This is a genomic window from Luteimonas sp. 22616, from assembly GCF_052044325.1.
In the GTDB taxonomy this organism is placed as follows: Bacteria; Pseudomonadota; Gammaproteobacteria; order Xanthomonadales; family Xanthomonadaceae; genus Luteimonas.
In genome coordinates this window covers 120,444-134,073 of record NZ_JBQEMW010000002.1, presented here as the reverse complement: position 1 = coordinate 134,073, position 13,630 = coordinate 120,444, and the positions used below count along the sequence as shown (strand labels likewise).

Annotated in this window: 15 protein-coding genes and 1 tRNA gene; 11 read left to right on the top strand and 5 right to left on the bottom strand. The window is 70.7% G+C overall.

The features are described from left to right. Nucleotides 1-121 precede the first annotated feature (121 nt). Nucleotides 122-1,507, top strand: a complete 1,386-nt coding sequence (locus ACTJIL_RS12925; RefSeq protein ID WP_440756620.1) for an ATP-binding protein — start codon at nucleotides 122-124, stop codon at nucleotides 1,505-1,507. 129 nt (nucleotides 1,508-1,636) lie between these two features. Here ACTJIL_RS12925 and ACTJIL_RS12920 read toward each other — a convergent pair whose 3' ends face one another. Next, on the bottom strand, nucleotides 1,637-2,404 hold the full coding sequence (locus ACTJIL_RS12920; RefSeq protein WP_440756028.1) for a zinc-dependent peptidase: 768 nt from the start codon (nucleotides 2,402-2,404) through the stop codon (nucleotides 1,637-1,639). Between the two features lie 10 nt (nucleotides 2,405-2,414). After that, nucleotides 2,415-2,696, bottom strand: coding sequence for a hypothetical protein (locus tag ACTJIL_RS12915; protein ID WP_440756027.1), 282 nt, complete (start codon nucleotides 2,694-2,696; stop codon nucleotides 2,415-2,417). A gap of 246 nt (nucleotides 2,697-2,942) precedes the next feature. Here ACTJIL_RS12915 and ACTJIL_RS12910 point away from each other — a divergent pair, with 246 nt between their 5' ends. The 7 genes from ACTJIL_RS12910 (at nucleotide 2,943) to ACTJIL_RS12880 (ending at nucleotide 7,813) form a co-directional block, all read left to right on the top strand. Further along, nucleotides 2,943-3,953 (top strand): biotin--[acetyl-CoA-carboxylase] ligase, encoded by a 1,011-nt coding sequence (locus ACTJIL_RS12910; protein WP_440756026.1) that lies wholly within the window; start codon nucleotides 2,943-2,945, stop codon nucleotides 3,951-3,953. Beyond that, nucleotides 3,950-4,681, top strand: a complete 732-nt coding sequence (locus ACTJIL_RS12905) for a type III pantothenate kinase (RefSeq protein ID WP_440756025.1) — start codon at nucleotides 3,950-3,952, stop codon at nucleotides 4,679-4,681. The genes ACTJIL_RS12910 and ACTJIL_RS12905 overlap by 4 nt, the downstream gene beginning before the upstream one ends. A gap of 210 nt (nucleotides 4,682-4,891) precedes the next feature. Continuing rightward, nucleotides 4,892-5,677: an SPOR domain-containing protein gene (locus tag ACTJIL_RS12900; RefSeq protein ID WP_440756024.1), complete on the top strand. Its 786-nt coding sequence runs from the start codon at nucleotides 4,892-4,894 to the stop codon at nucleotides 5,675-5,677. A gap of 55 nt (nucleotides 5,678-5,732) precedes the next feature. Continuing rightward, nucleotides 5,733-5,808: transfer RNA gene (locus ACTJIL_RS12895), tRNA-Thr, on the top strand. A 122-nt stretch (nucleotides 5,809-5,930) separates the two neighbouring features. After that, entirely contained in the window at nucleotides 5,931-6,854 is a 924-nt protein-coding gene (gene rocF, locus ACTJIL_RS12890; protein WP_440756023.1) for an arginase, read from the top strand. Nucleotides 6,855-7,162: 308 nt separating this feature from the next. Next, nucleotides 7,163-7,318: an entericidin A/B family lipoprotein gene (locus tag ACTJIL_RS12885; protein WP_440756022.1), complete on the top strand. Its 156-nt coding sequence runs from the start codon at nucleotides 7,163-7,165 to the stop codon at nucleotides 7,316-7,318. 294 nt (nucleotides 7,319-7,612) lie between these two features. Beyond that, the gene (locus tag ACTJIL_RS12880) at nucleotides 7,613-7,813 is read left to right on the top strand and encodes a CsbD family protein (RefSeq protein ID WP_440756021.1); all 201 of its coding nucleotides are present in this window, start codon (nucleotides 7,613-7,615) and stop codon (nucleotides 7,811-7,813) included. 158 nt (nucleotides 7,814-7,971) lie between these two features. On the opposite strand, the gene ACTJIL_RS12875 is transcribed toward ACTJIL_RS12880, so the two are convergent. Beyond that, nucleotides 7,972-8,802, bottom strand: a complete 831-nt coding sequence (locus ACTJIL_RS12875; RefSeq protein WP_440756020.1) for a hypothetical protein — start codon at nucleotides 8,800-8,802, stop codon at nucleotides 7,972-7,974. A 130-nt stretch (nucleotides 8,803-8,932) separates the two neighbouring features. On the opposite strand from ACTJIL_RS12875, the gene ACTJIL_RS12870 reads away from it, so the two are divergent. Together ACTJIL_RS12870 and ACTJIL_RS12865 are read left to right on the top strand one after the other, a co-directional pair. Continuing rightward, nucleotides 8,933-10,279, top strand: a complete 1,347-nt coding sequence (locus ACTJIL_RS12870; RefSeq protein WP_440756019.1) for a tryptophan--tRNA ligase — start codon at nucleotides 8,933-8,935, stop codon at nucleotides 10,277-10,279. Beyond that, nucleotides 10,276-10,593: a hypothetical protein gene (locus tag ACTJIL_RS12865; protein WP_440756018.1), complete on the top strand. Its 318-nt coding sequence runs from the start codon at nucleotides 10,276-10,278 to the stop codon at nucleotides 10,591-10,593. Before ACTJIL_RS12870 ends, ACTJIL_RS12865 begins: the two co-directional genes overlap by 4 nt. A 29-nt stretch (nucleotides 10,594-10,622) precedes the next feature. Here the strand turns inward: ACTJIL_RS12865 and ACTJIL_RS12860 are convergent, their stop codons facing one another. Then, nucleotides 10,623-11,597: a hypothetical protein gene (locus ACTJIL_RS12860; protein WP_440756017.1), complete on the bottom strand. Its 975-nt coding sequence runs from the start codon at nucleotides 11,595-11,597 to the stop codon at nucleotides 10,623-10,625. 1 nt (nucleotide 11,598) lies between these two features. Continuing rightward, the gene (locus ACTJIL_RS12855) at nucleotides 11,599-12,384 is read right to left on the bottom strand and encodes a peptidoglycan DD-metalloendopeptidase family protein (protein ID WP_440756016.1); all 786 of its coding nucleotides are present in this window, start codon (nucleotides 12,382-12,384) and stop codon (nucleotides 11,599-11,601) included. 220 nt (nucleotides 12,385-12,604) lie between these two features. Here ACTJIL_RS12855 and ACTJIL_RS12850 point away from each other — a divergent pair, with 220 nt between their 5' ends. After that, the gene (locus ACTJIL_RS12850) at nucleotides 12,605-13,552 is read left to right on the top strand and encodes an MBL fold metallo-hydrolase (protein ID WP_440756015.1); all 948 of its coding nucleotides are present in this window, start codon (nucleotides 12,605-12,607) and stop codon (nucleotides 13,550-13,552) included. Nucleotides 13,553-13,630 lie beyond the last annotated feature (78 nt).

The following is a 13,630-nucleotide window of genomic DNA, read 5'->3' as shown; positions in this document are numbered from 1 at the left end:
GTTGACCGCAGGCGGCGCGGCGAACGACATCCGCAACCACCGCGAGGCGCCGTTGCCTGGACGAGCCGATAAGCAGGACACCGGCCAACGCAAGCCGTTGCTGCCCTGGCGGCCGCGTTCGCTGCAGGCGCGGCAGCTCATGGCCGCCAGCCTGGGCCTGGTCGCCTTCCTCGCGCTCGCCGGATATGCGCTCGATCGCGCCTTCGTCGACGTCGCAGGGCAGGTGCAGCGCGATCGCCTGAAGGCCTACGCCTACAACTACGTCGGCGGCGTCGAATTCTTCCGCAATGGCGACATCTTCGTTCCCGAAGTGCCGCCGGACCCGCGTTTCGACCAGCCGGGCAGCGGGCTTTACGCGGTGATCGTGCTGCCCGAAGGCCAGCAGTCGTGGCAGTCGATGTCCACCCGCGGGCCGCAGCTGCCCGACGAGGAGATGCTGACGCCCAACCAGGAGGAATTCCGCGGCCCGCTGCCGATCGTCAAGACCAGCGGCGAGCGGGGCGAGGTGTTCCGCTATGGCATCGGCGCCGCCGCGGTGCAGGAGAGCGGCAACGGGGTCGAGATCGAACGCCCCTACACCGTCTACGTGATGGAGGATGAGGGCACGCTGGCGCGCCAGGTGCGTGTGTACCGCGCCGCGCTGTGGGGTTACCTGGGCATCGCCGGCGTGGTGCTGCTGCTGTTGCAGATGTTCGTGCTGCGCTGGAGCCTGTGGCCGCTGCGCAACGTGGTCAGCGAACTCAAGCGCGTGCAGCGCGGCGAGGCCAACCGCATGAGCGAGCACCACCCGCGCGAACTCGAGCCGCTTACCGACAGCATCAATGCGCTGGTCGAGAGCGAGCGTGAGAACCTCGACCACCAGCGCAACACGATGTCCGACCTGGCGCACAGCCTGAAGACACCGCTGGCGGTGCTGCGCACGCGCCTGGACAACGATGCCAGCGAGGCCGAACTGCGCGAAGAGGTCGATATCCAGGTACGGCGCATGAACGACCTGGTCGGTTACCAGCTCGGGCGCGCGGCCTCCGCCGGCCACAAGCTGTTCGCCGCGCCGGTGGCGATCGAGCCGCACGCCGAGCAGATCGTGCGCGGGCTGGAGAAGATTTACGCCGGCAAGGGCGTGATCTGCGAATTCGAGATCGACGAGGGCGTGCAGTTCTACGGCGAGCCGGGCGACCTGCAGGAACTGCTCGGCAACCTGCTGGAGAACGCCTTCAAGTGGGCGAAGTCGCGGGTGCTGCTCACCGCGGGGCCGGGCGCCACCCAGCCCAACCGGCGGCCGGGGCTGGTGCTGGTCGTCGACGACGACGGCCCCGGCATTCCCGAGGATCGCATCGCCTACGTCCTGCAGCGCGGCGTGCGCGGCGACGAGCGCGTGCAGGGCCACGGCATCGGCCTGTCGATCGTGCAGGACCTGGTGCGCAGCTATCGCGGCGAGCTGAGCGTCGGCCCCTCACAGGAACTGGGTGGAGCCCGCTTCCAGGTGACGCTGCCGCCGGGGCTGTAGGTCGGGGCGACGCCCCGACGGCTTTTCATGCGTTGGTGATTGCGCCGGCAAAAGCCTGTGGGAGCGGCCATGGCCGCGATTGGCGGGCTATCGCGGCCATGGCCGCTCCCACCAATCCGGGCTTCCTCTTCAGCTGGGAGCGATCAGGGATGGCGCCTTTCCATACAGCCGCTCCAGGTGCGCTGCCACCACCGGCATCGCGCGGCGCAGCGTGGCCGGGTCGCTGAAGTGGTATTCGCTGCACACCGCGAAGAATTCTTCCGGCGCCTCGGCCGCGTACGCATCAATGCTGGTGTGGCGGCCACGGTCGACCTGCGCGACGAAGGCGTCGAACGCGGCCTGGAAATCGCGCGCCCATTCGCGCTGCCACGGGCGCGGCAGCGGCGGGGTGCCGTCGAGCACGCCGTCGAGCGCGTCGAGCTTGTGCGCCATCTCGTGCACCGCCACGCAGAAACCCGCGTCCGGCTCGTCGAGGTCGGCCTGCACGTCGGCCCACGACAGGATCAGCGGGCCGCTGTCCCAGGCTTCACCGATCAGTTCGTCTTCCCACTTGTGCAGCACGCCGGCGGCGTCGACGTGGCTGCGGTTCACGCGGAAGGCGTCGGGATAGACGATCAGCTGCGACCAGCCGCGCAGGCCCTGTTCGCCGAATTCCAGCAGCGGCAGGCAGCACACCGCGGCCAGCGTCATGCGCGCGGCGTCGTCGAGCTCCAGTTCGCCGACAGGGGTGATCGTCTTGTCGCGCAGGAAGCGTGCGGCGAGTGCCTGCAGGCGTGCGTCGCGGTCGTCGTCGAGCGCGGCGACCCAGCGCACGCGCCGGCGCACGCCGGCCCACAGGGTCGGGTCGGGCGGGGAGGGCGGGTTGCCTGCGAACAGGCGGCGAATCAGCGCACGCACACGCGCGCGGTCAGCGGAACATGCCCGGCAGGAAGCTGTGCCAGCGCGGCGGCCGGATATCGCCGATAGTGTCGCTCGCACGGCGCACGCCGGGTTTGTCCTTGACCGGCTTGACCGCGTGGGTCACGGGCTTGGCGCTGGCGGGGCGGACGGTGTCGTCGCCCTGTGCTGCCACGTCGTCCTGGCAAGTGCTGCCGCCATCGCCGTTGGCGCTCATCATGCGCATGTCACGCGCAGCCAGCGGCAAGCTGGCACACAGCAACAGCAGGGACAGTGCGAGTCGGATGGACATGGGGGGATCCTTGGCCGGAGCCGCGATCAGTGCGGGACTATACCTTGGATGCGGCGGGCATGCAGACGGTTGCATGCTGCGTCGCAGCAAGCCCGGCGCTCGTCTGCCGGCACGGCAAGCAGTGGCGCATCGGGTCGCTGATAATCGCCCGATGTCGGATATCGGACTCCCCTCCAGCGCCTGCGTTCCGTCCTTCGCCGGCAGGCGCGCATCCACCATGGCGGACCACATGCCGCGGCGGCGCCGATGAGCGGTGAGCGCGCGCTGCTGCAGCGCCTGATCGCCGGCCCCGTGTCCGGCGACACGCTGGCGCGCGAGAACGGCGAGACCCGCGCTGCGGTGTGGAAGCGCATCGAGGGCCTGCGCGAGGCCGGCGTGGCGATCGAGGCGCGCGCCGGTCGCGGCTATGCGCTGGCGCAGCCGCTGGACCTGCTCGACGCCGACGCCATCATGCGGGCGATGCCCGATGCCGCGCGTGCGCAGCTGGCCGGGCTGGAAGTGGCCTGGTCGATCGATTCCACCAGCTCCGAGCTGCTGCGCCGCGAAGCGCCGCGCGACGGCGTCGCGGTACTGCTGGCCGAACGCCAGACCGACGGCCGCGGCCGCCGCGGACGCAACTGGGCCTCGCCGCTGGCGGCCAACCTCTACCTGTCGCTGGCGCGCGGTTTCGATGGCGGCCTGGCACGGCTGGGCGGGCTGAGCCTGGTGGCCGGCGTGGCTGCCACCGAGGCGCTGCGCACGCTGGGGCTGGGCGACGTCCGGCTCAAGTGGCCCAACGACCTGGTGGTGGTCGAAGGCGACCGCTCCCGACCGAACCCGGGGCATGCGCTGCGCAAGCTCGGCGGGCTGCTGGTGGAAGGCAGCGGCGAGCATGCCGGACCGGTGCGCGCGGTGATCGGCCTCGGCCTCAACGTACGCATGCCGGCCGCGCACGGGCGCGCCATCGACCAACCCTGGATCGACCTGGCCACGCTCGCGCCCGGCCGCCTGCCGTCGCGCAGTACGGTCGCGGCCGCGCTGCTGGCGGCGCTGCTGCCGGCGCTGGAACAATTCGATCGCGACGGCCTGCCGGCCTTCCTGCCGCGCCATGGCGAACTCGACGCGCTCGCTGGCCGCAGCATCGTGCTGCACGGTGGCGACGGCGACCGCGCCGGCACCGCGCTTGGCCTCGCCCCGGACGGCGCGCTGCGCGTGCGCCTCGACGACGGCCAGGTGCGCGCGTTCCACGCCGGCGAAGTCAGCGTGCGCCCGCGATGAGCCGCTGGCTGTTCGACCTCGGCAACACCCGGCTCAAGTGCGCGCCGGTGGATGCCGCCGGCCGCATCGGCGCGGTGCACGCGATCGCGCATGACGGCGTGCGGTTCAACGGCGACCTGGCGGCCGTGCTGCCGGCCGAGTTCGCCGACGCCTGCCTGGCAAGCGTTGCAGCGACCGGCCTGCGCGTCGAACTGCTCGACGCGCTGGCGCAGCGCTGCGGACGCATTTCGCTGGCATGCACGCAGCGCCGCTTCGGCGGGGTGGCGATCGCCTACGCGCAGCCGGCGCGGCTGGGCGTCGACCGTTTCCTCGCCCTGCTCGGCGCGCGTGCGCGCGGCGTGGAGGCAGCGCTGGTGGTCGGCGTGGGCACCGCGCTCACCATCGACTGGCTGGACGCCGATGGCCGCCATCGCGGCGGCCGCATCGCGCCCTCGCCGATGCTGATGCGCGAGGCGTTGCATGCGCGCGCCGCGCATCTGCCGGCGCATGGCGGCCGCTACGTCGAGTTTGCCGACGACACCGACGACGCGCTCGATTCGGGCTGCACCGGCGCCGCGCTGGCGCTGGTCGAGCGCAGCCTGCGCGTCGTGCAGGCGCAGGCCGGTGCGGTGCCGCGGCTGCTGCTGCATGGCGGCGGCAGCGACGCACTGCGCGCGCAGCTGCCGCACGCGATCGATGCACCGGCACTGGTGCTCGAAGGCCTCGCGCAGTGGGCCGACGTGGCCTGAGCAAATGCGCCGCGCGTGCGATCGCGGCGGCAGGCACGGCCGTGCCGTGCCGCGAATCACTTGCCGAATTCGCCTGGCCTTTGCCTCGATCCCGGACTGCCCGTCGCCGCCATGGTGCTGCGGTGCCTTCTCCCCACGGCTTGTCCCGGGACCGGATTTGCGGCCCCGTTCCGACAAGCTATTTGCGGAACAGCACACTAGAATCTCGGCATGCTTGCACGTGCCCTGATCGTCCTGCTGGTGGTGTTGAACCTCGGCGTCGCCGCCTGGTGGATGGCGCGCGACGAGGCCGCGCCCGCGGCTGCCGCCGTCGAACCGCCTGCCGCCGTCGAACCGCCTGCGGGCGTCGAGCGCCTGCAGCTGCTGCGCGAAGCGGCGCGCGTCGCACCCGCGCCGCGGCCATCGACCGCCGCGACGCGCAAAACGCCGCCGCCAGCGGGCGACGCGGCGGCTCCCGCTGCCGACGTGCCCGCTGCGACGGCTCCCGCCGCCACGGCCGCAGTCGACGTCGCCAAACATTGCTACGCGCTCGGGCCGTTTTCCAATACGGGCAAGATCGCTGCGGCGCGACGCCAGCTGCAGCCGCGGGTGGCGCGCCTGCACGTGCGCGAGGTGTCCTCCGGCAAGCGCCGCGACTGGCGCGTGTGGCTGCCGGCGCAGGCCGATCGCGCCGCCGCACAGGCGCTGGTTGAACGGATCACCGCAGCTGGTTTCACCGACTACTACATCGTTGCCGCGGGCGAGGAAGCCAACAGCATCTCGCTCGGTCTCTACGGCAGCGAAGCGTCGGCCCGCCGCCGCGAGGCCGCGCTGCAGGCAGCAGGGTTCGCCAACGTGCGCGCCGAGGCGATGGGGGACGCGACGCCAACGACCACGTGGATCGATGTCGCCAGCGTCGCGCCGCTGGCCGCGGCGGACGGCCAGGCACTCGGCGCGGGGGTCCAGCCGATCGACTGCGACACCCTGCCGGCCACGCCGCCGGCGTCCGCGCGCTAGAATGCCGCCCGCCTCGCGGCGATCACGGCGACGCGCCGATTGCCTCCGGAACCATGCCGGCATAGCTCAGTTGGTAGAGCAACCGCCTTGTAAGCGGTAGGTCCCCAGTTCGAATCCGGGTGCCGGCACCATTCCGCGGGAACGGAGGGCAAGCCATCGCCCCGTTTCCGGCAGGCTCGTCACTGGCGTGCCGGCCGCCAATCCGCCATCCACGCCTGCCGGGACCGGGGGTGCACCCAGAACGGAGTCCGACATGAGCCGCAGCTATCCCCCCGTTTCGATCATCGGCGCGCCCACCGACATCGGTGCCGGCACCCGTGGCACCCGCATGGGACCGGAGGCGCTGCGCGTGGCCGGCCTGATCGAAGCGCTCGCCGCGCGCGGCATCGACGTGGTCGACCGCGGCAACGTCGAGGGGCCGCGCAACCCATGGCTGCCGCCGGTCGACGGCTATCGCCACCTCGACGAAGTCGTGGCCTGGAACCGCGCCGTGCTGGAGGCTTCGACGCGCGAACTCGACGCCGGCCGCATGCCGATCCTGCTCGGTGGCGACCACTGCCTGGCGGTGGGTTCGATCGCCGCGGTCGCCGCGCACTGCCGCAAGCAGGGCAAGCAGTTGCGGATCCTGTGGCTGGACGCGCACACCGATTTCAACACCCATGACATCACGCCTTCGGGCAACGTCCACGGCATGCCGGTGGCCTGCCTGTGCGGCATCGGCCCGCAGGCGCTGACCGCGCTGGGCGGGCACGTGCCGGAAATCGAGCCGACGCAGATCCGCCAGCTCGGTATCCGCTCGGTCGACCAGGAAGAGAAGCGCCTGGTCAAGCAGCATGCGCTCGACATCTACGACATGCGCTATATCGATGAAGTCGGCATGAAGCGGGTGATGGAAGAGGCGCTGGCCGGGGTCGACGCCAACACCCACCTGCACGTGAGTTTCGATGTCGACATGCTCGACCCCTCGATCGCGCCGGGCACCGGCACCAAGGTCCCCGGCGGCGTCAACTACCGCGAGGCGCAGCTGATCATGGAAATGATCGCCGACAGCGGGCGCATGGGGTCGCTGGACATCGTCGAGGTCAATCCGATCCTGGACGATGGCAACGCAACCGCGGAACTGGCCGTGGACCTGGTCGAAAGCCTGTTCGGCAAGTCGACCTTGATGCGCGACTAGCGCGCCGGGTCGCTTTCCGGGAAAGCAGGGCCCGGCGCGAAGACATGCGCGGCCGGCCTTCGAAGAACACGCGGGTCGGGCAAGCATGCGCGCCGCGGCGTGCGTCAGGTCTTCGTGCCATGGTCGCCGCAATCGCCGGGAGCGGGTGGCACGCGCGATGCCGAACATGATGCACGCCTGACCGGAATTGCCGGTTTGCGCGGCCGGGCGTCCGATTGCACGCGGCATTCACACCCGGATGGGGTTTCATTCACGGCGCGGGCCGCAGACTTGCCCCGCGGTCCACCCCATTCGTACAGGAGAGATCCATGAAGCGCATCATTTCCCTCGCATTGCTCGCACTGTTCTCGATGAACTTCCTCGTTGCCTGCAACACCGTGAAGGGCGCGGGCAAGGACGTGGAGAAGGTCGGCGAGAAGGTCCAGCAGTCGGCCGACGACACCGGTGCGACCGATCCGCGCTGATTGCGTCGACCAGGTGAGAGGAACGGGCCGGCAATTGCCGGCCCGTTCCGTTTTCCGCCCCGTGCTTTTGCAGGAGCGGCTTCAGCCGCGAGCTTTTGAAACACGACGCATCGAACGAAGAGTTCGCGGCTGAAGCCGCTCCTACGAGGGCCGGGGACGTTGCTGCCATCGCCAAAGGGGTGCGCGAAACTGAAGCGTTCAAGGAATTGAAATCGCGCGTAACGCCTTGCGCACGCGCCATGAAGGTGTCGCTTGCGATGCTGGCTGCGTCACCAACGAAGCAAGGAGTACGCAATGAACAACGACATCATCGCCGGCAAGTGGCAGCAGCTGAAGGGCAAGGCCCAGGCCAAATGGGGCGACCTGACCGACGACGTGTTCGATGTCGCCGCGGGCGACAGCAAATACCTGAGCGGCAAGCTGCAGGAACGCTATGGCTGGGATCGCGATCGTGCCGAGCGCGAGGTCGACGACTTCGGCAAGACGCTCGACTGAGCATTCCACGTGTAGAAATGAACGACGGGCCGGTGCAAACCGGCCCGTCGTTTTTCCGCTTTTGCAGGGGCGACTTCAGCCGCGCGCCTTTCCCGATCATCCACGCGGTCCGAAAAGCTCACGGCTGAAGCCGCTCCTACAGATCAGTGCGGGCCCGGTTATCGCGGGTCGGGCACGAATCCGCCCGGGAACGCCCGCGGTGTTTGCGCAACCGGCCAGCGCGGCCAGTCGCGGCGCGGCAGGATGCCGAGCGCAACCAGGCGCCGGGGCGCGTCGTAGCGCAGTTCGAACACCTGCGCCGGTCGTGCGCTGGCACGGGCGAACGCGGTGCGCGACGCCGGTGCCCATTCGCGCGCGCCGTGGCCGGTGCCGGTCTGCTGGCGTGCCGCGCCTGCGGTCGGCGGCGCGGATGTGGCGATCGCTTCGTTCGCGGCCGCCGATCGCGCCGCCCCCGCGTTGTCGCGCTCTTCCGACGGTGCGCGCGGTGATACGGCCTGCGGATAGGGGTACCGGGAGTCGGGCGACACCAGCACCTCGACCGGCCGGCGCTCGCGGAACACGGCAATGCCGATCACGCCGACGTTGCCGGGCCGCCCGGTGCGCGCGGCATAGCTGTCGGCCAGGTCGGTGAAATGGAACTGCGCGACCTGGTCCAGCGACTTGCGCCAGCCGTCGATCTCGGTGCTCTGCCACGGCGCCAGCACGTAGCCACCCTGCGACGGATCGGCGTCCTCGCCGGTGACGGCGTTGACACCGTCGACCGACAGCACCACCAGTACCCGCTCGCTGCTGGTGTTGGTCAGGCGGATCGCGTAGCGGTGGCCGGGCACGCCGGCCAGCCAGCGCTCGCCGTGGTGGTGGTACTGCGGCAGCAGGCGGCCGTCGTCGCGATCGACGATGGCCACGTCCACCCGCGGACGCGCAGATGCGGGCAGGCAGGCCACGGCGGCGAGCAGCGCCGCGCAGCAGGACAGGAAGGTTCGCGACATGGCCGGTCTCCGGGGTGGGGATGATGGAAACGCACCGGGGCGGCCGACGGGGTTGCCATGGCGACGGCCGTGCGCGGCCCCGGCTGCGGCGGCGGGCTAAAATGGCCGCAACGCAAGCCCCGGCCCCGACATGACCTTCCGCAAGACCCGCATCCTCACCGGCATCACCACGTCCGGCACGCCCCATCTGGGCAACTATGTCGGCGCGATCCGCCCGGCGGTGGCCGCCTCGCGCGCACCGGACGCGGAGAGCTTCTACTTCCTCGCCGACCTGCATGCACTGGTGAAGGTGCAGGACCCGGCCCGCGTGCAGCGCTCCACCCTGGAGATCGCGGCGACGTGGCTGGCCTGCGGACTCGACCCGGGCGAGGTCTGGTTCTACCGCCAGTCCGACATTCCCGAGATCACCGAGCTGACCTGGATGCTGACCTGCGTGGCCGGCAAGGGCATCCTCAACCGCGCGCATGCCTACAAGGCGGCAGTCGACCGCAACCGCGCAGACGGCGAGGACGACGATGCCGGGATCAACGCCGGGTTGTTCATGTACCCGGTGCTGATGTCGGCCGACATCCTGCTGTTCAACGCCGACAAGGTGCCGGTGGGCCGCGACCAGATCCAGCACATCGAGATGGCGCGCGACTTCGGCCAGCGCTTCAACCACCTGTATGGCGGGCCGGCCGGAACGCAGTATTTCCGGCTACCGGAGGTGGTGATCGAGGAGAACGTGGCCACGTTGCCCGGGCTCGATGGCCGCAAGATGTCGAAGAGCTACGACAACACCATCCCGCTGTTCGCGCCGCAGGCCACGTTGCGCAAGCTGATCGCGTCGATCGTCACCGACTCGCGCGCGCCGGACGAGCCCAAGGATGCCGATGCGTCGAACGTGTTCCAGCTCTACCGGGCGTTCGCGAGCGCGGAGGAAACGGCGGCGATGCGGCGCGAGTTCGAGCAGGGCATCGGCTGGGGCGACGCCAAGCAACGCCTGTTCGAACGCATCGATTCGGAAGTCGCGCCGCTGCGCGAGCGTTACGAGGCGCTGATGGCCGAGCCGCACAAGATCGAGCGCCTGCTGCGCGACGGTGCGCAACGCCTGCGCGAACGCCATGCCACGCCGCTGCTGCGCGAGTTGCGCGCGGCGGTCGGCCTGCGCGACCTGTCGCAGGCCGCCGGCGGCAAGCGCAAGGCGGCGACGAAGGCGGCGATGCCGCAGTTCAAGCAGTACCGCGAGGACGATGGTCGCTTCCGTTTCAAGCTGGTCGATGCCGACGGTGCGCTGCTGTTGCAGGGCGGCGGTCATGAGTCGGCGCGCGGGGCCGGGCAACTGGTCGCGCGGCTCAAGCAGGACGCCGGCTCGGGCCTGCGCACGGAGTCCGGCGCGGTATGGCTGGACGACCAGGCCGTTGGGGAACTGGCCGAAGGCGTCGCACTGGAGGACGTCGCCGCCGCACTGGCCAGCTTTGCGGAAGACCCGGCGTGAGCCCGCAGATCGACCTCAACCTCGGCCTGATCCTGTTCCTGCCGTGGTTCCTGATCCTGGGCGTGTTGTTCTGGATGTTCCCGCGCCAGCCGCGCCACGCGCTGCGGCGGTTGTTCGACCTCGGCAGCCTGGCGCTGGCGACGGTTGCATTCATGGCCTCGCTGCACTGGGCGCACGGCTATGCCAATCCGCAGCACGGCCACATGTGGCGGCAGATCCTGGCCACGTCGGTCGGCTACGGGGTGTTCCTCGGCGTGCTGCTGCTTGCCGTGCTGCTGCGCTGGCGGCTGTGGCGCCGGCGCGGTAACGCCTGAGGTTACAGACACGATGCGCTGACGTGGCGCTAGGGTCCGTGCCCCGGTTCGTGCGCCGCTTCGCTGGCTGCAGGCCCCGTCTCGATGGCAACGCGCCGGTACAGTTCGTACTCGTCGCGGTCGAGCGGGAAGTTCTGCAGTGCGAACACCGCGGCCGCGCGCTGGTCGCGGTCGATGGCATCGTTGCCGGCCATCTCCAGCAGCGCGTCCTTCAATCGCGGCGAATGCGCCAGCGTGGCATTCACGCCGGCGATGGCGGCCTGCTGCACCTGCGGTTCCGGATCGAGCATCGCCTCGTACAGCACCGGCTCCATGTCGGCCTGCCGGTCCCACTGGGTGGACTGCAGCACGCTGCTCGCGCGCACGCCCGGGTCAGGGTGGCTGCGCAGGCGCACGAGGCGCTCGGCGATCGGCGCGGTGTCTTCCACCGGCAGTACCGCCGGGGTGAGCGTGTCGACCAGTTGCCGCAGCATGTCCGGGTCGCGTTCGTCGTCGATCTGGCGCAACAGCAGCTCGCGGACCGGCGTGCGGTCGAGCGAGAACGCCTGCAGCAGCTGCAGGCCGTCGCGGCGCGACTGCGGGTCCGGATCCTCGGCCAGGCGCAACGCGAAGCCCATGACCTGGTCGTTGGCGGCGCTTTGCAGCACCGCCAGCAGTGCGCCGCGGCGGTCCGGGTCGGTTTCGCCCGCATAGCGCGCCATCAGTTCGCGCAGGTAGGCCGGGTCGCGCAGCGCGCGGGTGCTTTCGCTGCCGAGGTCGTCGCCGACCGGCGCTGCCGTGGCCGCACGGAAGGCGCGTGCTGATCGCAATGGCTGCGCGGCGCGCGGGACTTCCTCCGCCCGTGACGGCGCCACGTCGGCTCCGGCCGACGCCCGGGGCCCGGCGAACTGGCTGCCGACCAGCCCGCCGCCGAGCGCGGCGGCGAGCAGGGCAACCAGCACCGCCGGCTGCCGCAGCGCGCCGGGGCGCTGCACCGGCGCGGCATCGGCCTGCGCAGCGGGCATGTCAGCAGTCTGGCGCGACGCGCCCGTCCGAGCCCGTGTACGTGTAGGCGTCGGGGATGTAGCGGCCGGTGCCGATCCGGTTCCACAGCTTGCTGGTGCCGTAGGTGCCGGTGATCGACTGGCCGTACTTCTGGCAGTAGATGGTCACGCGCGCGCCGTCGGCGAGGCTGCCCACGATGGCGTAGCTGGTGCTGGCGCCGGCGCGGACGTTGAGGTTGGCGCCGCTGGTGTTGACCGTGCCGGAAGCCGCGCCGCCGCTGCCGCCGCAGTTCTTGCTGGTGTAGGTCTTCTTGGCGTAGTAGGGGATCTGCGTGCCGTTCCACCGGATCTTCTGCACCGAGCCGTTGTAGCGCTCTTCGAAGTGCAGGTGCGGCGCGAGGTTGTACTTGGCGCTGGAACGGCCGACGGTGCCGATCTTCTGGCCGCGCTTGACGGTCGCGCCCTTCGACACCGAACGCGAGTTCAGGTGCGCGTACAGCGTCTGCCAGCCGCCCCCGTGGTTGATGACGATGTAGTTGCCGTAGCCGGTGGTGGTCGAATACGCCGACGTGGATACGGTGCCGCCGTAGGCAGCGACTACGGTGTCGCCAAGGTCGGAGTCGGGATTCGGGCCGCGGTTGAGGTCGACGGCGTAGGCGGGGCTGTGACCGCTCCACGTGCTGCCGATCCAGGCCTGGCCGCACGGGAACGGCATCTGGAACGTGGGTGCGGCCTGTGCGGCCACGGCGGCCGAGGCGAGGATGGCGCAGGCGGCAAGCCGGGCCAGGAAACGGTGATGTCGGTTCACGGGTGGGTTCCCCTTGCTGATCGTTGGCACGCGCTGGTCGTCGACGCGGGCGGTGACCGGCGCACGCGCCGGCGGGTCTCGCACTCCCCGATGTGCGCAGCCCGACGCTAGCCGGCGATCCCGGCCCGCGGTAGCTGGGGTACACCCTTGGCCGAATGGTCGCCGCGCATTCGCCACCCTAGACTGGGGTTCCTTCCTCCTCGCGCGACGCGCCCGCCCCATGGACGCCCGTTCCAACGGCATCACCACCATCGACACCGGGTTCGGCGACCGGCCGCGGTTCTGCGCGGCCTATCTCGTCGTGCACGACGGGCGCGCGGCGTTCATCGACTGTGGCAGCAACGACAGCGTGCCGCGGATGCTGGCCGCGCTCGAAGCGCAGGGCCTGGCGCGCGACGCGGTCGACTGGCTGATCCTGACCCACGTCCACCTGGACCACGCCGGCGGCGCCGGTGCGCTGATGCGCGAGCTGCCCAATGCGCGGCTGGTGGTGCATCCGCGCGGCGCGCCGCACATGGTCGATCCGTCGAAGCTGGTCGCCGGCGCGACCGCGGTCTACGGCGAGGACGAGTTCGCGCGCAGCTACGGCACGCTGCTGCCGGTACCGCGCGAGCGCGTGGTGGAAGCCGCCGACGGCCACGTCGTCGACCTCACCGGCCGGCCGCTGCTGTGCGCCGACACGCCGGGGCATGCGCGCCACCACATCGCGGTGTGGGATGCGGCCAGCCGCAGCTGGTTCAGCGGCGACATCTTCGGGCTGTCGTACCGCGAGTTCGACACCGCGCAGGGCGCATTCGTGGTGCCGACGACGTCGCCGGTGCAGTTCGATCCGGACGAAATGCGCGCTTCGATACGGCGGATGCTGGCGGTCGACCCGGCCGCGGTGTACCTGACCCACTACGGCCGCGTCGACGAGGTGCAGCGGCTGGGCGCGGACTTGCTCGAACAGGTGGACGCGATGGTGGCGCTGGCGCGCGAATGCGACGGTGATGCCGCGCGGCATGCACGGCTGGTCGCGGCGCTGGCCGCGCTCTATGTCGAGCGCGCGCGCCGGCACGGCGTGGCAGATGCGCAGGCATGCGTGCCGCAGCTGCTGGCGATCGACATCGAGCTCAATGCGCAGGGGCTGGAGGTCTGGCTGGATCGGCAGCGAATCCGGTCCTCGTAGACCGCGCTCCGGTTCGACGCGAGTGGAACCGGACTTGCGGGAGCGGCCATGGCCGCTCCCGAGGCGGGGAACCGGGGT